At 70.5% G+C, this 20,528-nt stretch carries 15 protein-coding genes and 1 CRISPR repeat array (1 of these 16 cut by a window edge); of the genes, 14 read left to right on the top strand and 1 reads right to left on the bottom strand.

The annotated features are described in order from the left end of the window. A CRISPR array of direct repeats spans positions 1-347; the repeat unit is 36 nt; unit sequence CCTTCCGCCGCTGAAAGGCGGCGGCCCCATTGAAGC (it extends 6,464 nt beyond the left edge of the window). Positions 348-438: 91 nt separating this feature from the next. Together WMF43_RS02460 and WMF43_RS02465 are read left to right on the top strand one after the other, a co-directional pair. Then, positions 439-816: a hypothetical protein gene (locus WMF43_RS02460; protein WP_437677236.1), complete on the top strand. Its 378-nt coding sequence runs from the start codon at positions 439-441 to the stop codon at positions 814-816. Positions 817-1,069: 253 nt separating this feature from the next. Next, complete coding sequence (locus WMF43_RS02465; protein ID WP_437677238.1) at positions 1,070-3,292, top strand: hypothetical protein; 2,223 nt, start codon at positions 1,070-1,072, stop codon at positions 3,290-3,292. A gap of 75 nt (positions 3,293-3,367) precedes the next feature. On the opposite strand, the gene WMF43_RS02470 is transcribed toward WMF43_RS02465, so the two are convergent. Beyond that, a complete protein-coding gene (locus WMF43_RS02470) occupies positions 3,368-4,819 on the bottom strand; it encodes an SAVED domain-containing protein (protein WP_437677240.1) in 1,452 nt (483 codons plus the stop codon). A gap of 207 nt (positions 4,820-5,026) precedes the next feature. Here WMF43_RS02470 and WMF43_RS02475 point away from each other — a divergent pair, with 207 nt between their 5' ends. The 12 genes from WMF43_RS02475 to cmr6 all read left to right on the top strand — a co-directional run bounded on the left by WMF43_RS02475 (position 5,027) and on the right by cmr6 (position 20,476). Next, a complete protein-coding gene (locus WMF43_RS02475; protein ID WP_437683933.1) occupies positions 5,027-8,449 on the top strand; it encodes an nSTAND1 domain-containing NTPase in 3,423 nt (1,140 codons plus the stop codon). A gap of 300 nt (positions 8,450-8,749) precedes the next feature. Beyond that, a complete protein-coding gene (locus tag WMF43_RS02480; protein WP_437677242.1) occupies positions 8,750-9,535 on the top strand; it encodes a sigma-70 family RNA polymerase sigma factor in 786 nt (261 codons plus the stop codon). A gap of 19 nt (positions 9,536-9,554) precedes the next feature. Continuing rightward, positions 9,555-10,409, top strand: coding sequence for a serine/threonine-protein kinase (locus WMF43_RS02485; protein WP_437677244.1), 855 nt, complete (start codon positions 9,555-9,557; stop codon positions 10,407-10,409). Next, entirely contained in the window at positions 10,396-10,557 is a 162-nt protein-coding gene (locus WMF43_RS02490; protein WP_437677245.1) for a DUF3892 domain-containing protein, read from the top strand. The genes WMF43_RS02485 and WMF43_RS02490 overlap by 14 nt, the downstream gene beginning before the upstream one ends. A 25-nt stretch (positions 10,558-10,582) precedes the next feature. Beyond that, positions 10,583-11,608, top strand: a complete 1,026-nt coding sequence (locus WMF43_RS02495) for a cyclic GMP-AMP synthase DncV-like nucleotidyltransferase (protein WP_437677247.1) — start codon at positions 10,583-10,585, stop codon at positions 11,606-11,608. Positions 11,609-11,676: 68 nt separating this feature from the next. After that, the gene (locus WMF43_RS02500; protein ID WP_437677249.1) at positions 11,677-13,434 is read left to right on the top strand and encodes an SAVED domain-containing protein; all 1,758 of its coding nucleotides are present in this window, start codon (positions 11,677-11,679) and stop codon (positions 13,432-13,434) included. A gap of 54 nt (positions 13,435-13,488) precedes the next feature. Next, positions 13,489-15,324, top strand: coding sequence for a type III-B CRISPR-associated protein Cas10/Cmr2 (cas10, locus tag WMF43_RS02505; RefSeq protein ID WP_437677251.1), 1,836 nt, complete (start codon positions 13,489-13,491; stop codon positions 15,322-15,324). Further along, on the top strand, positions 15,321-16,505 hold the full coding sequence (locus WMF43_RS02510) for a type III-B CRISPR module-associated Cmr3 family protein (protein ID WP_437677253.1): 1,185 nt from the start codon (positions 15,321-15,323) through the stop codon (positions 16,503-16,505). Before cas10 ends, WMF43_RS02510 begins: the two co-directional genes overlap by 4 nt. A gap of 29 nt (positions 16,506-16,534) precedes the next feature. Beyond that, on the top strand, positions 16,535-17,749 hold the full coding sequence (gene cmr1, locus WMF43_RS02515; RefSeq protein ID WP_437677255.1) for a type III-B CRISPR module RAMP protein Cmr1: 1,215 nt from the start codon (positions 16,535-16,537) through the stop codon (positions 17,747-17,749). Then, a complete protein-coding gene (gene cmr4 / locus WMF43_RS02520; protein WP_437677257.1) occupies positions 17,746-18,657 on the top strand; it encodes a type III-B CRISPR module RAMP protein Cmr4 in 912 nt (303 codons plus the stop codon). The genes cmr1 and cmr4 overlap by 4 nt, the downstream gene beginning before the upstream one ends. A 3-nt stretch (positions 18,658-18,660) precedes the next feature. Further along, positions 18,661-19,059 carry a type III-B CRISPR module-associated protein Cmr5 gene (cmr5, locus tag WMF43_RS02525; RefSeq protein ID WP_437677259.1) on the top strand — a complete coding sequence of 133 codons (399 nt, stop codon included), beginning with the start codon at positions 18,661-18,663 and terminating at the stop codon, positions 19,057-19,059. Continuing rightward, positions 19,046-20,476 (top strand): type III-B CRISPR module RAMP protein Cmr6, encoded by a 1,431-nt coding sequence (gene cmr6, locus WMF43_RS02530; protein WP_437677261.1) that lies wholly within the window; start codon positions 19,046-19,048, stop codon positions 20,474-20,476. The genes cmr5 and cmr6 overlap by 14 nt, the downstream gene beginning before the upstream one ends. Positions 20,477-20,528 lie beyond the last annotated feature (52 nt).

The raw sequence follows: 20,528 nt of genomic DNA on the forward strand, positions 1-20,528 counted from the left end.
CCTTCCGCCGCTGAAAGTTCCGCCGCTGAAAGGCGGCGGCCCCATTGAAGTGACTCCGCGTCGACAGACAGAGGAAGCTTCCACTCCTCCTTCCGCCGCTGAAAGGCGGCGGCCCCATTGAAGCTCCGACACGTAATAGACCGTGAACCACGTCTTCATGCACCTTCTGCCGCTGAAAGGCGGCGGCCCGATTGAACCCCGTCGCCGGACACCTTACTTCCACCGCGCAAAGAGCCGTCCTTCCGCCGCTGAAAGGCGGCGGCCTCATTGAAGCAGCAGCAGGGCGCTCCGATCGTAGGTGACCAGACGGCCCTTCCGCCGCTGAAAGGCGGCGGCCCCATCGAAGCGAGGCGTGGATCGATCGGGATCCGCATCTCCGGGCGCCTTCCGCGGCTGAAAGGCGGCGGCCCATTGAAGCGTGGACGACCCCATGTGGGGATGGCGGATGACATCCGCAAACAGGGCGACGCTCAGCGCAAGAGCGCCGGCAAGCCGAAGATGACGAACGCCGAGGTGCGCGAAGAGCTGCAGAAGCGATTCAAGAACGGCGCGACCATAGAGACCACGAACGACAAAGGCGAGGGCATGGCGCCGTGCGAGATGTGCGCCCAGATCTTCCGCGAGCTCGGTCTCCACCCGTCGAACATCGGGGAGGCGAAGGGGGGCGTCATCGGTCCGAACAAGATCGACGAGACGGAGGTCAACAAAATGGGGAAGTGGGACGGGAAGCTCACGCAAAACAAGGAGGACAAAAACAGCCGCTCGAAGCGGAGCTCGACGAAGCCTTCGTCGACACCTCCCTTCACGAGCCCATGAAGGCTGCGTCATGAAGAGATCGCGCCTGGCGCCTGCGCCCATCGAGCGGGCCGTCCGTGCCTTCTGGAGCGAGGCCATGCACCGCCCGCTGCTGGGCCCGGAACGTGCCGCTCTGGCCTCCCTCGACCGCTGGCGAGAGGACGCGGACCGACCCTATGCCCTCGTCCATGGGCCGAGGACGAGCCGGCACGCGGCGGTCGCGGCCCGCTTCCTTCGTGCTCGCGAGCGCTCACGCGCTCTCGATGTTCACCTCGTGCCCGTCGGGCCGGACACCCGCTCGGAGCGTGACCTCATCGTCCTGCTCGCCGCCCGGCTCTTGCGTGACGCCGCAGCGGGCTCCGTGCGGACGCTGCTCAACAACGTGGCGTGGGAATGCCTCGGCGAGGGGCGTGACAAGGGGTCTCCGCCGCTCATGCTCGCGCTCACAGACGTCGATGAGGCCGAGTCGTCCGTCCGCTGGCCTGCGCTGTTCACCGGCGTCGCGGCCGGCGGCAAGGTCATGGCCACCGTGGAAGGCGACGAGGACGCGGCCCAGATGTGGATCGACCGGCTCGGCTTCGACCCAGCGCGTACCCTCGTCCATGCGCTCCCGAACCGCCCCGATCCAGCATGGGAAGGGCTCCTTGGCCTCCTCCAGGGGGAGGAGACCCAGGCTGCGCGCTTGCTCGGCCTGCTCTCCTGCGCCTTCGGCCGACTCCCCGCGGAGGACCTCGCGCGTGGCCTTGGCGGGGCCGTCGAGCTCCCGCTCGCGGAGATCGCTCCCTGGGTCGCGGAGGTCGAGGGGACCTATGCCTTCCGGCAGAGCGCGTACCGCCGCGAGGTGGAGGCGCGGCTGGATCCGGAAGCGCGCGCGCGGTGGGGGCGCCGGCTCCTGGAGCTCCCTCCCGGTGGGTACCCGTGCGACTACGGGTGCGCTCACCGAGTGGCCCTGCGTGCGCCGCTCGAGGCATTCGCCACCCTGGTGACGCAGGACCACCTGACCCGGTGGATGCAGCGGCCGCTGGATGGGCTCGGCTTCACCTCCGACCTCGAGCGCGTGCGCGGGCGGGCCGCGGCCTGGCTGGCCCAGGGAGCCGATGCCGAGGCGCTCGGGCTCGCGGTGCGCGCGACGCTCGCAGAGGCCTCCTATCGATGGCTGGCCCGCCCCCCGAGGCGCCGCGCTCCGGCCGGCGTCCAGGAGCTCGATCGCAAGCGACCCATCGCGGATCACCACGCCCAATCCACGGCGCTGATTGCGCTCGGCCGCGCGATCGCGCCCGGTCTTGAGCGCACCGAGGTGCTCCAGGCGGCCCTGGACGCGGCCCGGCGTATTCCCGAGCCCGAGGCGCGGGCCTATGCCATCCACGCGCTCGCCTCGGCGTGGGAGGACGAGAGCGAGGAGCGGCGTGCGCTCGCCCGCGAGGTGGTGGGCGCCTATCGGGGGATGCCCGAGGCTCCATGGAATCTGCTGACGGTGGTGCCGCTCCTGCCGCCCGAGGAGGGCCTCGCGCTCGCGCGCGAGGCGCTCGCAGCGGCGCAAGTGGCTGGCGAGGACCCGGGCGATCTCGCGTTGTTCGTGGGCGAGCTCCCCCGCTCCGTCGCCGAGGCGCTGTGGCCCGTCGCCGCGTCCTTCCCCCTGCCGGCGCAGGCGCGGGCGCTCGCCGCGCTCGCTGTGCGCATCGGCGATCCTGACCGGGTGCGCGCTGCGTTCGACGTCGTATCGGCCCATCTGGAGAGCGACAGCGACGATTCCTTCCACGGCAAGCCGCTCCACCTCGAGGCGCTCGCACCGCGGCTCGCCCTGGATCAAGCCCTCGATGCGCTGCACCTCGTCGCAGCGTCCGGCGATCTCGGGCGGGACGCGCTCCAGGCGCTGGTGCTGCGGCTCATCGAGCTCGGTGAGCCCGCCGGAGATCTGCTCTCCGCGCTGCGCGACGATGAAGAGCGCCTCGGCGTCCTCGCCCGCACCCTGACCTTGCCTTCCACGCGCGATCCGGAGCGCCTCCGCGCCGAGCTTCTCGATGCGCTCGGCGCTGCCTCGGGCGCGCCGCGTACCCCTGGGGAGTGCTTCGGCCTGTTCTTCCTGGTTGCCCCGCCGCTCGCGGCCGCCGGCGCCACCGACGCGCTCGTCGCCGTCGCCGAGACGTTCGGCCCACCCGCCAGGTTCGTCGCGCTCCTCTTGCTCGCGAAGCACGACGCCGCTCGCGCGCCGGAGCTCGTCCGGCGCGCGCTCGCGCTGGGCCTCGCGCTCCCGCCCGAGGACGCGCCCCGCCTGCTCCACCTCGTCCCGCTCGCGCCGCACCTCCCGCGTGACGGCGCCGCCGAGGTGCTGGCACGCCTTCTCGACGAGGCGGCGTCCGACCTGCGCCCGGCCGCGCTCGCGGGCGACGGCGTGAGCCTCGCGAAGCTCGTCCCGCTCCTCGCAGGTTTGGCGGGCGATCAGGGACTGGCCGAGGCCGCGCGCGAGGTGCAGCGGGTGGCCGTGTGGTTCCGTTGAGGCGCTCTCGGTCGAGAGAGAGCGCTCGCGGCGGGGCGTCCCCCGTCGGAGCTCGCCGTGCACAGGAGCCCTGGATCAGCCTTGGATGAGAAACGCCGGCACGTACCCCGGGCTCAGGTCCTCGTATACCTGCGTCCTCGGCACCCGGTTCCAGACATGCCCGAGGAGCAGCGCGCCGCCTGCCGGGCCGGACAGGAACAGGTGGATCTTGCGTGCCCCGCTCTCGCGCACCTGCTCACGCACCACCCGCCTCACCGCGAGCGCCCACCCCATCGCCCGCTCCGCATCCGGGATCGCCGTCCGGCTCGGCGCAGGCGAAGCCGCGATCGCGACGAATCGCCGGACCGGGAGCGCGCTCTGCCGCAGGTACACGAGCACGTCCTCCGACAGGTCGTTGGTCACGCAGAGCCCCACCGCGAGCTCGTCTCCCGCGCCAAGCTCCACGGGAGCTCCGACGTCGACCGGGAAGTCGCCGGGCGTCACCTCGCTGCTCCAGCGCTGCCCGCCCTGCATACACGCCACCCGGAGGTTCCGCGTGTCGCCGAACGCCACGCCGGTCGCGAACCACGCCGGCAGCCGCATGTAGCCGCGCACGAGCACCCGGTCGAAGCCGAGCGCGCGCACGCGCCGCTCGGCGTCCTCGAGCTCCGGAAGCAGGCGCTCGTTCCAGTGCCTCGGGTCGCGCAGCTGCCGGCGCGCGCGGGGATGATCCCCATCGAACAGATCCACCCAGTCGAGGCTGACCGTCGCGCCGGCCGCCCAGGGGTCGCTGTCGATCGCCTGCACCACCAGCGTCGCCTGCCGCGCGTCGCCGCGCAGGCCGCGGCGCGCGATCTCCGCGGCCAGCGCCTGCCGGTCCACCTCGCGCCGGCTCCCCGTCACCCAGGCGCGGACGGCCTGCACCCCCTGCTCCACCGCGAGCTCATCGCTCCTCAGGCCCACGGAGGCCATGCGATCCGAGACGCTCGGGATGAACTGCAGCCAGCCCGCCTGGCCGGTGAGCAGCGCGAGATGATCGAGCATCTCGAGCAGATCGGCCTCCGCCACCCCGACGTGGCTCGCCCAGCCCGTGAGACCGCGCCCCGCGTCCGAGCCCGGCTTCGCCGCGCGCAGCCTCGGGCCGAGGCTCCCGGTGCGGCCGTCCTGCAAGGCGAGCACCGGGTCGGAGACGTCGAGCGGGCGGTTCGTATAAAGGCCCATACGAGGCCGCTGCCCGGCCCGCGACAGCAGCCGCCAGCTGTCCCAGAACCGCTGCAGCGGGCTCTTCCCGCCCTTCGTCGCCGGCGTGACCCACCAGGCATGGTCGATCGGGTGGCGCCCATCCACCGAGTACTTCACCTGGTAGAACTCGTCGGGGGACGCGCCGTGGCGCACCACGACGTCATCCACGTTGCCCGCGTCCTCCGCCTCGACCTCGATGCCGATGACGTCCTCCGCGGGATTCAGCGCCCGCAGCGCGTGATACCAGGCAAAGAGGTGCTGATAGTCGTGTCCCTGGAGCGCGGCTCCGGCGGCGCTGAGGCTCATTCGTCTTGCCCTCGCTCGATGCCGTCGGCAGCGTGCAGCGACCGGAGCGCGATCGCAAGCCGACCGCGAAGGACCGCGAGGCAACCGCGGCGCGTCCACGACCGCGACACGCGCGCCGTCCATGGCGCAAGCGATCTCGCCCCTACGTCCCGAACTCCGCGGCCTGGTGCCGGCGGACTCGCCTCGGGTAGAGTCGCCGGCCACGTGATGGCGCTCCCCGGCGACAGCATCGGGCCATATCAGATCCTCCGGACGATCGGCAGCGGCGGTATCGGCCACGTCTTCGCCGCCGTGCACCGGCACATGGGGCAGGAGGTCGCGCTCAAGGTCCTCTCGCCGGAGTCGGCCGGAGATCCCCGGATGGTGGCGCGCTTCATCCAGGAGTCGCGCGCCCTCGCGCAGCTCCAGCACCCCGGCATCGTGCGGGTCCGCCACTTCGACAAGCTCGAGGACGGTACCGCCTACCTCGCCATGGAGCACCTCGAGGGCATCACGCTCCGCGCGTGGATCCAGCAGCAGGACGGGCCGGTGCCGCTCGAGGCCGCGCTGGCGATCGGCCGGCAGATCGCCGACGCGATGGCCGAGGTCCACGCCAAAGGCATCGTTCATCGGGACCTGAAGCCGGAGAACGTCCTCCTCGTGCAGGACGCCGCCGCGCCGCTCGGCCTGCAGCCGAAGGTCGTGGACTTCGGCATCGCCAAGGTGCCGCCTCCTGTCAACGACACGCGCGGCGACACCCACGTGCAGACCGCCGCCCATGACGTCCTCGGGACCTCCGCTTACATGGCGCCCGAGCAATGGAAGAGAGCCTCGGAGGTCACGGACCGGGCCGACGTGTATGCGCTCGGCGTGGTCCTCTTCGAGCTCGTCGCGGGCAAGCCGCCGTTCGATGCGACCGACGACGTCGCGCTCCTCGTCGATCACGTGAACACCCCGCCTCCGCACCTGCACGAGCGCGTCGCCTCGGTCCCTGCGTCGCTCGGCGCCTTCGTGTCCTCGATGCTGGCCAAGGCGCCCGAGCAGCGCCCCACGATGCTCCGCTGCCGCGACATGCTCGCCCGGCCATGGGAGGCCGGGAAGGACGAGTGTCCCTTCCCGGGCCTGCAGCCCTTCTCGGAGGCCCAGGCCGAGCTGTTCTTCGGGCGCGACGCCGAGATCCGCGAGATCGTCGACCTGCTCGAGGAGATGCGCGAGGAGGGCACCCGGCGCTGGCTCCAGATCGAGGGACCCAGCGGCGCCGGCAAGTCGTCGCTCGTGCAAGCAGGGGTCTTGCCGCGCCTCACGGGGCGATCCCCGGGGGGTGCGCCCTGGATCGTCGCGACGCTGCGACCCTCCGAGGATCCGATCAAGAGCCTCGCGACGGCCATCGCCGCGGTGTGCTCGGCGCACGGCGCGGCGACGCCGCCGGCAGAGATCGAGGCGGCGCTGCGCGCCGACGGCGCCGCCCTCGGCGCGCTCGTCTCGCGCTGCGTCCCCGCGGGCGCCAGGCTGCTGCTCGTCGTGGAGCAGTTCGAGGAGCTGTTCGCGCTGGGCGGCGCGCACCTGCACCAGGTCGATGCGCTGCTGTCGGCGTGCCTCACCGGGGAGACGGCCCCGCTCCGGCTCCTGACGACCCTGCGGAGCGACTACTTCCACCGGCTGGAGCAGACGCCCGGCCTGGCGCGCCTGCTGAACAACAAGGCCTCTCGTTACCACCTGCGGCCGATGGCAGAAGAGGCGCTCGAGCAGGTGATCCTCGGCATGGCGGACCGCGCCGGGCTCCAGCTCTCCGAGGGCTTGCCCGAGCGCATGGTGCGCGACGCCGCCGGGACCGACGACCGGCTGCCCCTGCTCGGGCATACGCTGCGCAGCCTATGGTCGTCGCGCGCCGCGGCCGCGCTGACACACGAGCACTACGAGCGCATCGGCGGCGTCGGCGGCGCCCTGGCGCACCACGCCGCGCAGCTGCTCGACGGCCTGGGCGAGGACGGACGCGAGCGGGCGAAGTGGCTCCTCCTCGATCTCGTGCAGGTCGGGCGCGGCACGCCCGATACCCGGCGACCGCGGACCCGCAAGGAAGTCCTCGCCGCCGCGGGTGGCGACCGCCTCGCTGAGCAGGTGCTCATGCGGCTGTCGGGGATCCCGGTCGGACAGGCGGCGGAGGCGCCCGAGACCCTGCGGCTCGTCGTGATGGCCAGAGACCCGCCGGCGGACCCGTCGCAGCAGCGCGTGGACCTGGTGCACGAGACGCTGCTCCAGCGGGTGCCGGCCGTCGTGGGGTGGATCGACGCCGAGCGCGCGCTGCTCGAGCGGCACGCCGACCTCGAGGTCGCGGCGCACGCCTGGGAGCAATCGGGGAGCCAGGACGATGGGCTGCCGTCGGGCGCCCTGCTCGACCATTACCGCGGGAAGATCGGCGCCGTGCACCAGCGCGAGCGGCTCCTGCGGATGGCCAGCGAACGGGCGCGCGCGTTCGTCGGGAAGGCGGAGGCGCGCGAGCGGCGGCACATCTGGGCGAGGCGGGCGCTCGGCATCGCGCTCGGCGCGGTGGTGATGGTCATCGCCGTGACGTCGCTCTGGGCGTGGCGAGAGCGGGAGCGCGCGGAGGACAACCGGAAGAGCATTCTCCGGACGACGGGAGCACTCAGCTCGCTCGACTGGAAGCTCGGAAGGCTGCTTCACACGGCGAACATCCGATCGGAGATACTCACCAACCTCGACGTCAATCTGTCTTCGCTCAGCGAGCAGGAGCAGAACGAGCTCGATGTCGTCGAGGAAGTCGTGAGAACCATGCAACGCCGGAGCGACTTCGCTCGGTCGAACGGGCGCCTGTCCGAGTCGCACGCGTTTCTCTCAATGGCCGAGCGCCGCATTTGGTTCGGGCTTACGATCGAGCCTGCGCACGAGATCTTGCGCCTGCGGCTTGCGCTGAACCACTCGAAGCGCGGGAAGCTGGAGCTGGCGAGCGGCCTGCCCGAGCGCGCACGTGTGGAGTTCGAGCGATCGGTGGCCGAGCTGGTGAAGCTGCACGACATCGATGCCAACAACTACAGGCGCACGCTCGCGACGAGCTACGCCGAGCAAGCCGACGTCGAGCTCGAGCTCGGCCATGCCCCTGCCGCCGCGGCGCTGTACGACAAAGCCATCGGGTTGCTCCAGCAGCTGGACGAGCCGGGCGAAGAAGACAGGAGGTACAACCTGGCCCTGCTCGCACAGACGGCGGGCCTTCTGGGGGAGGCCCTGCGCAGGAACGGAGACCTGCGGGCGGCAGCTTCGCGCATCGAGCAGGCACGGCAGACCCAGGAGGGGCTGGTCCGCGCTGAGCCGGGGAACGCGTTTCTCCTCCTGACCCTGGGCAAACTCGACGCCACCCTCGCCGCCGTCCGGGTCGACGAGGAGCAGACCGCCGAGGCGTCGCGCCTCTACGAGCAGGCCGCCAGCACCGGCGAGGCGTTGATCCTCGGCGACCCGCACCACAAGGAGTACGGGCTGCTCCTGTGCCAGAGCCTCCGCGGGGTCGAGGAGCTGGCGAACGGTCGTGGAGATCGCGAGCGCGCCGCGGAGGCGCACGAACGACGTTGTGATACGGCTAACAGATTCTTGGCGCGGGATCCCGAGGACGTACGGTTCAAGCGCCTGGCCTGCCCGTGATGGGAAAAAAGTGACGAGCCCGCGATCGATCTTCCGCGGAACGGCATCCCTCCGGATCGAGGCGCCTTCCGCGTCCGCACCATGCTCGCCGCCCATCCCCCGCGCACCACGTCCCTCCTCGTCCGCGCAGAGCAGCTCGGCAGGTCCCCGTGTTCCCGGGCCCCGGGTACGGCTGCTGCCCGGCGCACATCCCCTGCTGCCGGGCCGGCAGCCTCTCTGCGCGGAGCTCCACCCCGCAGCCCGCCTCGTGACCTCCCTCGTGACCTCCGTTCGGCGCCGCATGGCGAACCACGTGAATCTATGAGCCAGGATGTCGCCAGCATCGAGGAGCTGATCGCGCGCGCGCGGGCGGGGGACAGAGTCGCGATGGCGCGGCTGCTCGAGTGGTCGGCACCGCTCCTCGAGGGGCGGGCGTCGCGTCGCCTGAAGAGGAGGCAGCCGGACATCACGCGGCCGTCCGACATCGTGCAGGAGGCATCGGACAGGGCGTCCCGCGCCATGGCCTCCTTCAGGGGGACGACCGCGGGCGAGTGGTTGTCGTGGCTGGAGAGCATCGTGGAGGCCTGCGCAGCGCAGTCCTTCCGCGACGCCGCGCGCAAGAAGCGGGACAGGGCCGGCGAGATCCCTCTCGATGACGACAAGCTCGTCGTGCCGCAGCTGAGCCCGAGCCGGGCCACCGCGGACGTGGAGCAGTGGCGGCAGGTGCTCGGCCAGATCTACGAGCTGCCGGAGGATCAACGGAACGCGATATGGCTTCGTTACCTGAAGGATCTTTCCGTTCCAGAGGTGGCTCAGTGCATGGGGAGGACCGAAGCGGCGATCCGGGGCCTCCTGGATCGAGGCACCGATACGCTGCGAGAGCGCTTGACGAGCGGCTCGGCAGAGGACGGCGCTCCTCGCGCGACCCAGGCACAGGAGGCTGCCAGGGACGCGCTGCTGGTGTACCAGCGGCGGCGCGACGCCGGAGAGCGCGTGGACGCCGTCGCCTTCATCGCGGAGCACCCGTCCTGCGCTGCCGAGCTCCGTGACATGATCGCGTGGATCGAACGGCTCGAGGCGCTGCGGCTCACGAGCCGCGAGGACTAGAAGGGAGGCGGGAGCATCGATGCTGGCGCCGGGGGTGAGGGTCGAAGGCTACGAGGTGGTCAGCGTGCTGGCCATCGGGGCGATGTGCCACGTCTACGAGGCGCGGGCCGAGCACGCCGCGCAGCCCGTCGCGGTGAAGGTCCTGCTCGACATGTGGTGCGCCGACCAGGACATCGTGACCCGGTTTCGCAACGAGGCGAGCGTCCTCGGGAGCATCCAGCACCCCCATGTCGTGCGGCTGCTCGCCACGGGGACCCTGCCGGCGGGCTCGCCTTACATGGTCCTGGAGCGGCTGCCGACCCACCTCGCGCGCGCGCTCGACGACGCGGACGGCGCGGTGCCGCCGAGCGCTGCGGCGCGCCTCGCGGCCCAGATCGCGAGCGCGCTCCTCGCCTTGCACGGCCGAAAGATCGTCCACCGCGACCTGAAGCCCGCCAACGTGCTGCTGGACGCACACGACCTCGCCGTGGCCGAGGTCCGGCTCGCGGATCTCGGCCTCGCCAAGGTGCGGCCCGAAGCGCGAGGCGAGCCGCTCGCTGTCGGCCACATCTCGACCGGCGGGAGCGCGCTGCTCGGGACCTGGGACTACATGGCGCCCGAGCAGTGGATCAAGTCGAAGACCGCCGGCCCGGAAGCGGACGTGTACTCCCTCGGCGTGCTCCTGTTCCAGATGCTGGCGGGCGACTTGCCGTTCATCGCAGAGGAGCCGAAGGACCTCATGGCGCTCCACCTGTTCGAGAGCCCGCCGCTGGACCGGCTGGGAGAGCGCACCCCGCCGGCGCTGCGCGACCTCGTCGGGCGCATGCTGAACAAGGTCCCGGCGACGCGGCCGGCGATGCAGGAGGTGATCGCACGGCTCGATGGCTTCCGGTAGCGGCGAGGGACGCGCCGTCGATAAATCGACGGGACCCGCGATCGATTTTCCCCGGAACGGCGTCTTCTGCGTCAGGGACAGGTACCTGAAGACAGAGGCGGATGGGGAGCAGCCGAACAACCTGCTCTCGTTGACGGAGTGCCCGTAGCCGCTGCGCTCCAGCGGAGCCCTGCGTGGAGGTCGAGAACATGGCAGATGTGCAGAAGTACTTCGTGCAGTTCGACGAGGCGATCCGGTTCGATCGGGAAGCCGAGAAGAAGATCCTCGCGGACAAGCGCGAGTGCATCCTGCGCAAGTTGAGCGAGGGCATCAAGCGGCAGCGCGTCGAGGGCACGAAGATCCCTTCCTACGAGCCGTTCAACCAGGGTAGTTACGCGATGAACATCGGCGTGAAGCCCGTCGACGGCGACTTCGACATCGACGTCGGCTTGCGCTTCGACCTGTCCAAGGAGGAGTACCCGGATCCGGTCGTCGTCAAGACCTGGGTGCACAATGCGCTCAAGATTCCTACAAACCACGTCGATGTTCGCCGCTCGTGCGTCACCATCTTTTATCAGGAGGGCGGGGAAGACAAATACCATGTCGACCTCGCGATCTACTCGAGCGGGAAGAGGAACTCCGACAGCAAGGACTACATCGCGAAGGGGAAGCCCGGACAACCGGCGGACGAGCGCCGCTGGGAGCCGTCAGATCCGCTGGAGCTCCAGAACGTCATCATGAGCGGGCGCTCGGAGGAGGACACACAGCAGTTTCGCCGCGTCATCCGCGCCCTCAAGCGATGGAAGGAGCTCCGGCTCTCGAGGAATCATGGCAGGGCCGCCCCGAAGGGGATCGCGTTGACGGTCGCCGCCCACCACTGGTTTGATGCGTCATACAAGAAAGACGCGTCCGGGAAACCCACCAAATACGACGACCTTGGTGCTCTGAGCAGCCTCGTCACCCGCATGCTGAGCAAGTTCGAGCCTGTCTGGAACGCAGAGGAGCGGCGGTACGTGTCGCGTCTTCGAATCGAGCACCCTGTCTCGCGGACTTACGATTTCTGCTCCAACATGTCGACCGCGAGCATGCTCGGCTTCAAGGAGGGCCTCGAGAAGCTCCTCGCCGTGCTGAAGAGGGCTCACGACGCGGTAGATCCCGGCGCTGCTTGCAAAGCTCTCCGGGAGCAGTTCGGCGAAGATTTTCCCGTCCCCGAGAAGTGAGGCCGTCGGAGCGACACGGTGTGGAGAGACCCGAACCCAGCAGCGCAGCCCCTGAGGAGCGACCCAACATGGCAAAGAACGACCTCCAGATCCTGATCGCGGTGGACCTCTACCCCTCCGCCAACGTTGAGGAGCTGCGAGACGCGCTCCCGTCCGAGCGCGAGGGCCTCCACGTCCTTCCCCTGACGAAGCTCGGCGCTCCTCGGCTCTCACCTCCACCCGATACATCCCCCATCGACTGGCCGGCCATCGGGCGCGCGGTCGAGCAGGTCGCGGTCGAGGTGCAGAAGATCCGCGACGAGAAGGCGAACCCGAGCATCATCTTCTTCATCGGCGGCCGTGGCCCGCTCTCCGTCTTCGTCCACCTCGGCTATCTCCTGTCCAAGTTCGGGGGGACGCAGGTGGTGCTCAACCAGACGCACGGCGGGGGGGCGTGGGAACACTTCCCCATGGAAGCCGCGGCGGTCGAGCACCCGCCCCTCCTGGATCAGGTGGCCGGTCTGCCGAGGGAGGAGGTGTCGAGACCGGGACGCGTGGGCATCTATGTCGACACGGCCGGCAGGAACCCGTCCGAGGACGTCTTCGAGGACTTCATCGTGAACGAGGGCGACAGCGTGGCAGGGATCATCAGGCTCCACTCCTCGGAGGCGCTGCTCGTGACGCCCGACAACATCCCCGCGCTCGTGCTGCAGCTCATCCAGTTCATGTCACAGGCGCCGGCGCGCTACCGGCGCCGCTCGGGTCTTTCGCTCTTCGTCGGAGCGCCCGCGCAGGTCGCGTTCGCGGTCGGCCGCGCCGTCAACCCGACGCTCATCGGCAATGACGTCTGGCTGACGGAGTACCGCCACCCGGCGTACGAGCGCGTGTACACGCTCCCGTTCGCGGCCGATGCCCGGCCTGTCATCCCGCGCGGGCCGGAGCACGAGCTCGTTCGCCGGAAGGTCCTCGACGTGATGGCCGCGGGGATCGCCGAGCTGAAGAGGAACATGAAAGCTGAGTATCTGCCCGCCGACGTGCTGTCGGCGCCCCAGCGGCAGAAGTTCATCGAGCGCCTGAGCCGGCTGGATCAGTCGAACGGCCTCAAGGACGGCGGCGCGTTCAAGCTGCGCGCCATCGAGGGGCACTTCGCCCTGGGCGAGGGGCTCGCGGAGGCGCTCCGCAACAGCACCGAGCAGCAGCAGAAGGACGTCGCGAAGCTGTTCATCTTGCACGAGCTCCTTCATGACTGGCAGGCCCTCCGGAGCACGAACTACTTCGCGGTCGGCGGAGCTGGCGTCGTGCTCGAGCAGGTCGATTACGCGGCGGATGCGTTCGCGGTCCGGGCGCTCATGAACATGGATCTCGACAGGGGCGGCGAGGACGCTCGCGACGAGATCCGGGCACGGCTCCAGCGCTGGCTGGAGATGGTGCTCCACGGCATCTCGTCGTTCGATATCATGGGACAGGGAGCGACCAAGATGGGCCGGCTCGACGAACGGCGCCTCCGCAGGTACCTCATGTGGCACCTCCAGCTCGCGCGCGCGGCGACCATCTCGGAACCAGCACACATCGACGAGATGCTGCGTCCGCCGCTGGCGGTCGAGCTCGCGCCCCTGGCGGGGCGGCTCGACACGGAACGCTACGAGAAGGTCGTCAAGCGAGCGCTGCCCGACACCGAGCTGTTCTGCGCCATCGGCGGCCACCTGGTCAGACAGGCCCGGCGCCCCGGGTTCTCGCCCGGCGATCTCGTCGAAGCGGTGAAGAGCTACGCACACGACCTGATCCAGCAGGCCATGGTCTTTCTGGTTGACGAGCACAGGGACAAGCTCGCTCCATGGATCGCATGAACGTTCGCGCTTCGCTGTCGGCTCACAGCCGTGAGCACCCACGAGGAACGTACGATGCCTGAGCATTTGCTGGTCGTCTCACTGGGGCCGGCGCATGAGAGCTTGCAGGAGTTCATCTCCCGGGCGCGGCGCTGCCACGACCTGTGGTTCGGCTCGTGGCTCGTCGCCGCGCTGAGCAAGGCCATGGCGCGCGGCATCGCCGAGGGCATCGGGGCTTTGGGCCACGAAGCCCTGCTGTTCCCGGCGCCCGCGGCGGCAGGGGAGCTCGCGCCGACGTCCGACCTCACGGTGGCCAACAAGGTGCTCGCCGTCGTGCCCGAGGGTCGGGATCCGGTCGAGGTGGCGCGTGCGGGCGTTCGCGCGTTCGCGCAAGAGCGCGAGCGATGGACGGCCGAGATCCTCGGGCGGGTCGGCAAGGACGATCCGCGGCGCACCGAGAACTTCCACGAGCAGGCCGCGCGCGCCCAGGTCGCGGAGCTGTTCGAGACGAGCTGGGTCGCCGTGCCGCTCGACGGCGGGCTGCCCGCAGCCCGCGGCGAGGCTGAGCGCCTGCTCGGCGCGCGCAAGCGGACGCGCGCCTTTCGCCAACCCGCATGGACCAGGGAAGGCGTGCCGAAGTCGTCGCTCGACGGTCTACGCGACTCGGTGCTCGATGAGCGCATCTACGACAAGACCATGGTCGGCCGCGCGCGCCCGGCCGCGCTCGGGTCCGAGGAGCGGCGCCGCTTCTACGACGTGCACGGCAGCGAGCGGCTCTGCGGCGTGGGTCTGCTGAAGCGCTTTGGCCGGCGCGTGAACGGCGACGCCGAGCGCATCCCCAGCTCCAACCACCTCTCGACGTTGCCCTTCCTGCGCGGGCTCGATCGGGACGAGGCACGGCGCGAGGCGATCGGACGGGCATGGCGCGACTACCGCGCCGCGCTGGAGCACGCCGGGGTGCTCGGCGAGTTCCAGGACGCGCCGCCGCTGCTCCGCTCCAGCGTGCTCGGAAGGGTCGACGGCGGCGTGCTGTATCCGGGCCGCGTGCGCGAGGCGCTCGAGGACGCGGGCGCGGACGAGGAGACGAGGCGAGGCGTCGAGGAGAAGCGCCGGGCGCTGCTGAGGTCTGCCGGACGCGACGAGCCCAGCGCGTATTACGCCATCCTGGTCGCGGACGGCGACTCGATGGGCCGGCTCATCGCGACGCTCGCGACCTCCGAGGAGCAGCGGCGGTTCTCGGCGGTGCTCGCGCGCTTCGCCCGGGAGCGGGTCCCCGTCATCGTGCAGGAGGGCGAGGGCGCGCTCATCTATGCCGGTGGCGACGATGTGCTGGCGCTCTTGCCGTTGCACACGGCGCTGACCACGGCGATGCGCGTGGCGCAGGCGTTCCGGGAGGAGCTCGCGCCGTGGGCCACCTCCGAGCGCGCGCCCTCGCTGTCGGCCGGGCTCGGGGTGGTCCACGCGTGGAGCCCGCTCGAGGAAGGGCTCGGCGCGGCGCGCGACGCGGAGAAGCGCGCCAAGGCGAGGAGCGAGAAGAACGCGCTCGCGATCGCCGTGCACAAGCGCTCCGGAGAGCCCTTGACGGTGTGCGACCGCTGGGACGTGCTGGTCCCACGGCTCCGGCGGCTGGCCGATCTCCAGCTCGATGGCGAGCTGCCAGGGACCATGATCGAGGAGCTTGCGGCGCTGGAGCGGCTGGCCTCCGGGCTCGAAGGCGACGCGCTGGCGAAGGCGCGCGCCGTGCAGCGCGCGGAGGCGCAGCGGATCCTCGGCCGCAAGGACATGGAGGGGCCGGTCCGGGAAGAGCTCGGGGGCTGGATCGAGCGGGGGGCCATCGACGGTCCTGCGCTGGGCCGCGAGGTGGCGGTGGCACGGGTCTTCGCGCGAGCGGCGAAGGAGGCGAAGGGATGAGCGTGTGGACCATCGAGCCGCGCGACCCGCTGGTGGTGCGCGACGGGCGGCCGAACCAGGGCCGCAGCGAGAGCGCGGCGCGCGCGTTCCCGCTGCCGTCGACCCTCGCGGGCGCGGTGCGGACGCGGCTGGGGCTCGGGGCCGACGGGGTGTTCGCGAGGACGAGCGCGGACGAGCTCGCGGCGCTCCGGGCGGTGGCGGTCCGCGGCCCGTGGCTGGTCGAGCCGGACGCCGGGACGTTCTACGCGCCGACCCCCGCCGATCTCGTGCTCCTCGGCGAGCCCGAGCGCCGCGATCTCAGGACGATCGACGCGCTCTCGCCGGCGCCGCGGGCCACATCGGCCTTGATGGATGAGGGGCTTCCCGACGACCTCTCGCCCGTCTCTGCGCGGAGACACGAGAGCGGTCGCAAAGCGCTGGATCCGCCGGCTTTCCTCCGATGGGACGCCTTCGCGCGATGGCTGGCGCGGCCTGGAGAGCGCGCCGGGGAGGAGGCGGACCGATTCCTCCAGGGCGCCATCGGCTCGCTGCCGCGCGAGGGGCGGCTCCACGTCCAGGTCGGTGAGCACGCGACGGCCGAGGATGGCATGTTGTTCGAGGTAGAAGGCCTGCGCTTCGTACATCCAGAGACGCGCGCGCCGCTCGCGCTCGCCGTGGAGGTGGACGACGCCGCAGCGGCGAAGGTGGGGTCGCTGCGAGAGGGCCTCGCGCCGCTGGGAGGGAAGCGCCGGCTCGTGCGCTGGAGCAGGGCGGGTCAGCCGCTGCCCAAGGTCCCCGAGCTCGTGCTGCAGGGAGCAAGCAGGGGAGACGCCCGGTCTCGGGTGCGGGTGCTGCTGCTCACACCGGCCCTCTTCGAGGAGGGATGGCGGCCGGGCCTGTCGCCGGGCGCGCCGCTCGGGCCGGGCGAGGGGGTGACACACGTGCGGCTGGTGGCGGCGTGTTTGGAGAGGCCGATCGCCATCTCGGGATGGGATCTCGCGAAGCAGCAACCCAAGCGGATCCGGCGCGCAGTGCCGGCGGGGAGCGTCTACTGGCTGGAGCTCTCGGGCCCGCCCGCCGCGCGGCTGGCGTGGGTCGAGCGGGCATGGGCGAGGGCGACGAGCGACGCGGAGGAAGATCGGCGCGACGGGTTCGGGGTCGCGGCGATCGGCAATGTGGCGGAGGAGGGAGGTGCAGCATGAGGAGAGGGCCGGAACGAGCCCCGTCGCCGGTGCTGAAGGACCGAGCGACGCCGGACATCATCGACGAGGTGCGCACCTACGAGTTCCTCACGCCGGTCTTCGGGAGCGGGGTGACGGTCAAAGGGCAGCACAAGCACGTCGATCCGGTGACGCCGATCCGGGCGGCCTCGATGCGAGGACAGCTCCGGTTCTGGTGGCGGGCGTGCAATCCGCAGGGCTGCCGCACGCCGGAAGAGCTCCGCGAGAAGGAGGACCGGGTCTTCGGATCGACGGAGGAGCCGAGCCGATTGACGGTGGAGGTCGTCGCCCAGCCGGCGGCTTATGCGCCGGTGGAGGTGCTGGCAGGAAAATTCGAGGCCGTACCCGGCATGGCGGAGATCGCGTATGGATCCTTCCCGCTGCGCGCGGAGGCCAAGTCCGGAGCAGGAGGCACACACGGCGTGCTGCACCGCTTGTCCGGCCCGTGGCAGGTGCGCTTCCGTTATCCGCGCGAGCTGCGCTCCGACATCGAGGCGGCGCTCTGGGCGTTCGCCCATTTCGGCGGGTTGGGAGGGCGCACCAGGCGCGGGTTCGGAGCCGTGGTGGAGGTGCGGCCCGAGCCTGAGCAGACGCCTGCCATGGAGGTGGGATGGGCGTCCCACGTCAAGGGGCTCCAGGTCCCCTGGCCTCACCTTCCGCGGTGGTCCGACGCCGGGCGAAAGCTCGTCGTGCGGCGCGAGCGACACTGGCAGGACGGCCTGGCGGCTCAGAAGTTCCTCCTCGGGAGGCTTCGCGAGCTGCGGCAGGGCGCCACGGGTCGAACGAACGGCGGGACGAACAGGGCAGGTCGCTCTCTCTGGCCCGAGCCTGATGAGATCCGGCGGCTTACCCCGTGTTCTCATCGGCATCACCTCCCCGAGCACCCTGTGCACGCGTTCCCGCGCGCCTCGTTCGGCTTGCCGATCATCTTCAAGTTCAAGAACGACAAGGAAGGCGACCCGGCGCAGACGACGCTGGCGCCTCGCGGCTACAACCGGTGGGCCTCTCCGCTCGTGCTCCGGCCCCACCGCGGCCCAGCAGGGATCGAGGCGATCGCTCTCTTGCTCGAGCCGCGCGTCCCCGACGCGCTCGAGCTGCGCGGAAAACGCGAGCGCGACCGCTGGCAGGTGAGGCGCGCGCTCTCCCCCGAGGAGGCCCGCAAGACGACCCCGATGGGCGCGACGGCTCTCGATCCTCTCGACCGCTTCCTGGAGATTTTTCGATGAGTGAATCTGTCAAGCTCCTCTTGATCCATGCGCTCTCGCCGGTCCATTGCGGCACGGGACACTCGGTCGGCGGCATCGATCTGCCCATCGCCCGCGAGAAGCCGACCGGGATACCGCTGATCCCGGGCTCGACGCTCAAAGGTGTGCTCCGCAGCGCTGCGAGCACGGACGCCGGGCTGCACAGGGCGGTCTTCGGTCCAGACACGGAGAGCGCCAGCGAGCACGCGGGCAGCGTGCAGCTCGCGGACGCGGCGCTGCTGTTCTTGCCAGTGCGCAGCGCGCGCGGGACGTTCGCCTGGGTGACGTCGCCTTACATCCTGCGGCGGTTCGGCCGGGACGCGCGCGAGGCGGGGCGCGCTGACCTCGTGCCGCCCGCGATCAAGCCGGACGAGGGCAAGGCCGTCGTCTCCGGAGCCGACCTCCGGCTCGAGGACCTCGGGGGCAAGGTCGTCTTCGAGGACTACGACCTCGAGTCGTCGGTGCAGAAGGAGCTCGGTGTCTTCGCCGGGGAAATGGCGAAGGCGCTCTGGGGGACGGACAGCGCCGACGCCGAGGAGCGCAGTCACTTCGCCGCGCGCGTGTGTGTGGTTCACGACGACGTCATGGCGCTCTTCCTGCAGACGTGCCTCGAGATCACGACGCGGGTCCGCCTCGACACGGACAAGAAGACGGTCGTCAAGGGGGCCCTGTGGACCGAGGAGGCGCTGCCGGTCGAGACCATCTTGGCGGGGCTCGTCCTGGCCAGTCCGGTGAAGCAGCCGAAGCCGGTGCGCCAGGGAGGCGCCGACCGGTACCAGGCCGGGGAGCTGCTTGGTTATGTCCAGGGGCTCGCCGGAGGCGGCGTGGTGCAGATCGGCGGCAAGGCCACGGTGGGGCGAGGGCTCTGCCGAATGACGATGGTGGGGTGAACGATGCCGTCCCTGGATCAACAACGCGCGCTTCTGGCACACGAGCACGTCACGGCGGTCAAGGCCTGGCCGGACGAGAAGCGACGGAAGAAATACGGCGGGATGGTGCACAGGCTACCGGCGCTGGTGCGGTCGGCGGGCCTGAGCCAGGCCCTGCACTTCGTAGCGTCGCGCAAGGCGGACGCGCAAACGATCATCCTCGATCACCTCGCGGCCCAGCTCAGGCACATCGACGCGAGCATCCAGGGCGGCGAGGAGCTGCTGCATGCCGTCCGCCGAGCAAAGCTGCCGAAGTACCTCACGTTGACACGCGAGGCGCTCGCTTGTGTGGACTGGTACCGGCGGCTGGTGCAGGGCGAGCTCGGCATCGAGGCGGGGGAGCAGGACGATGGCACCGATTGATGCCGACGGACGGCGCGACGACCTGCGAAAGATCCGGCGCGTCGACGTGCAGCACGCAGGGTTGCTGCTGGACAAGATGTTGGTCTGGCCTGACCGTCCGGATGACCCGAGCGACGCGGAGGCGGCGAGCAAGTCGGCGTTCCGGGCGTTGATGGAGGCGGCGCGGATCAGGGTGCCCGAGGGGTACTCGCGTGCGTTCGCGCGGAGGAGGACATGGCTCGAGCGGTTCACTGGCGGCTTCGAGCGCGGCGGCACGCAGCTGCGACGCGCGACAGCGAAAGGCCGCCTCGTGGTGAACCTCGGCGCGGCCGCGGTGCGGGAGACGAACCTCGCGTTGCTCCACACGTGGGGCGTTCCGTACCTCCCGGGTAGCGCGCTCAAGGGTCTGGCCAGCGCGGCGGCGCATCGATCCGGCGTGCCCGCCTGGCGGAAGGTGGACGAGCGCGAAGGGAGGCTGCAAGGGGAAGACCACCGCCTGATGTTCGGCGACACGGGCGAGAGCGGCTGCGTGGTGTTCCACGACGCCTGGTGGGTCCCGGAAGACGACGAGCTGCCGCTCGACCTGGACACGATGACCGTGCATCACAGGGGTTACTATCAAGGCGACGGGAGCCCGCCGGCCGATGGTGACGAGCCGAACCCCGTGGCGTTCCTGACGACGAGGGGGGCGTTCCTGATCGCGCTGACCGGGCCCGAGGAATGGGTCGAAGCGGCGTTCGACTGGCTCGACAGCGGTCTCAAGGAGGATGGCATCGGGGCGAAGACGGCCGCGGGCTACGGGCGGATGCTCCTCGACAAGTCGCCGCGTCAGCGTGAGCGAGAGGAGAGGGAGGAGGCCGAGCGGAAGCAGCGAGAGGAGGAGAAGAAGCGGAACGAGGCGAGACGGCGGCGGTTGAGAGAGCTGGTCGGGATATTCAGGGGCAAGTCGAACGCTCGGCAGGTGTTCGAGCAAATCCAGCAGATCGCCGCGGACCAAGCCCTTCATGAAGACGTGAAGCGGGCGCTGCGGGAGCTCTTCGAGAAGGACAAGGTCTGCTGGCGTGACTGGCTGAAGAGCGGGGCTGATCCCGAGCAGCAGGCGCTCGCGAGACAGTTCGAGATGGAGGCGACTGGAATCCCGCTCAAGGCGCCGATCCACGCGGTGGCTCCGCCTGCGTCAGCAGGCACAGGTGTATGGGAGAAGGGGCTCGCCTGGATCGCGCGGGACCAGAAGAACCGGTCGATGCTGTTCTTCCTGGGTAAAGGCAGCAGGAAGCCGGAGGAACGCAACCGGAAGGACGTGAAGATCGAGGAGGAGGGGCTCGAGGAGGTGTTGCGGGCCGCGGGCCCAGACGCGCCCGTCGAGGTCGAGGGACTGCGCGACGGCAAGAAGATCGCCGGCATCCGCCGGCCGGTCCGGGGAGGTGGAGCGCCGTAGCGGGTGGCCTACAGGATGCTGGCCTGTCGGCCGGATGCCGCAGCGGCGGGTC

The organism is Sorangium sp. So ce131, assembly GCF_051519095.1.
In the GTDB taxonomy this organism is placed as follows: Bacteria; Myxococcota_A; Polyangia; order Polyangiales; family Polyangiaceae; genus Sorangium.

Excerpts from the sequence above, each read along its gene's own strand:
- WMF43_RS02460 (WP_437677236.1), top strand. The coding sequence starts at position 439 with ATGGCGGATGACATCCGCAAACAGGGCGACGCTCAGCGCAAGAGCGCC.
- WMF43_RS02470 (WP_437677240.1), bottom strand. The coding sequence starts at position 4,819 with ATGAGCCTCAGCGCCGCCGGAGCCGCGCTCCAGGGACACGACTATCAG.
- WMF43_RS02475 (WP_437683933.1), top strand. The coding sequence starts at position 5,027 with ATGGCGCTCCCCGGCGACAGCATCGGGCCATATCAGATCCTCCGGACG.
- WMF43_RS02480 (WP_437677242.1), top strand. The coding sequence starts at position 8,750 with ATGAGCCAGGATGTCGCCAGCATCGAGGAGCTGATCGCGCGCGCGCGG.
- WMF43_RS02485 (WP_437677244.1), top strand. The coding sequence starts at position 9,555 with ATGCTGGCGCCGGGGGTGAGGGTCGAAGGCTACGAGGTGGTCAGCGTG.
- WMF43_RS02490 (WP_437677245.1), top strand. The coding sequence starts at position 10,396 with ATGGCTTCCGGTAGCGGCGAGGGACGCGCCGTCGATAAATCGACGGGA.
- WMF43_RS02500 (WP_437677249.1), top strand. The coding sequence starts at position 11,677 with ATGGCAAAGAACGACCTCCAGATCCTGATCGCGGTGGACCTCTACCCC.
- cas10 (WP_437677251.1), top strand. The coding sequence starts at position 13,489 with ATGCCTGAGCATTTGCTGGTCGTCTCACTGGGGCCGGCGCATGAGAGC.
- WMF43_RS02510 (WP_437677253.1), top strand. The coding sequence starts at position 15,321 with ATGAGCGTGTGGACCATCGAGCCGCGCGACCCGCTGGTGGTGCGCGAC.
- cmr4 (WP_437677257.1), top strand. The coding sequence starts at position 17,746 with ATGAGTGAATCTGTCAAGCTCCTCTTGATCCATGCGCTCTCGCCGGTC.
- cmr5 (WP_437677259.1), top strand. The coding sequence starts at position 18,661 with ATGCCGTCCCTGGATCAACAACGCGCGCTTCTGGCACACGAGCACGTC.
- cmr6 (WP_437677261.1), top strand. The coding sequence starts at position 19,046 with ATGGCACCGATTGATGCCGACGGACGGCGCGACGACCTGCGAAAGATC.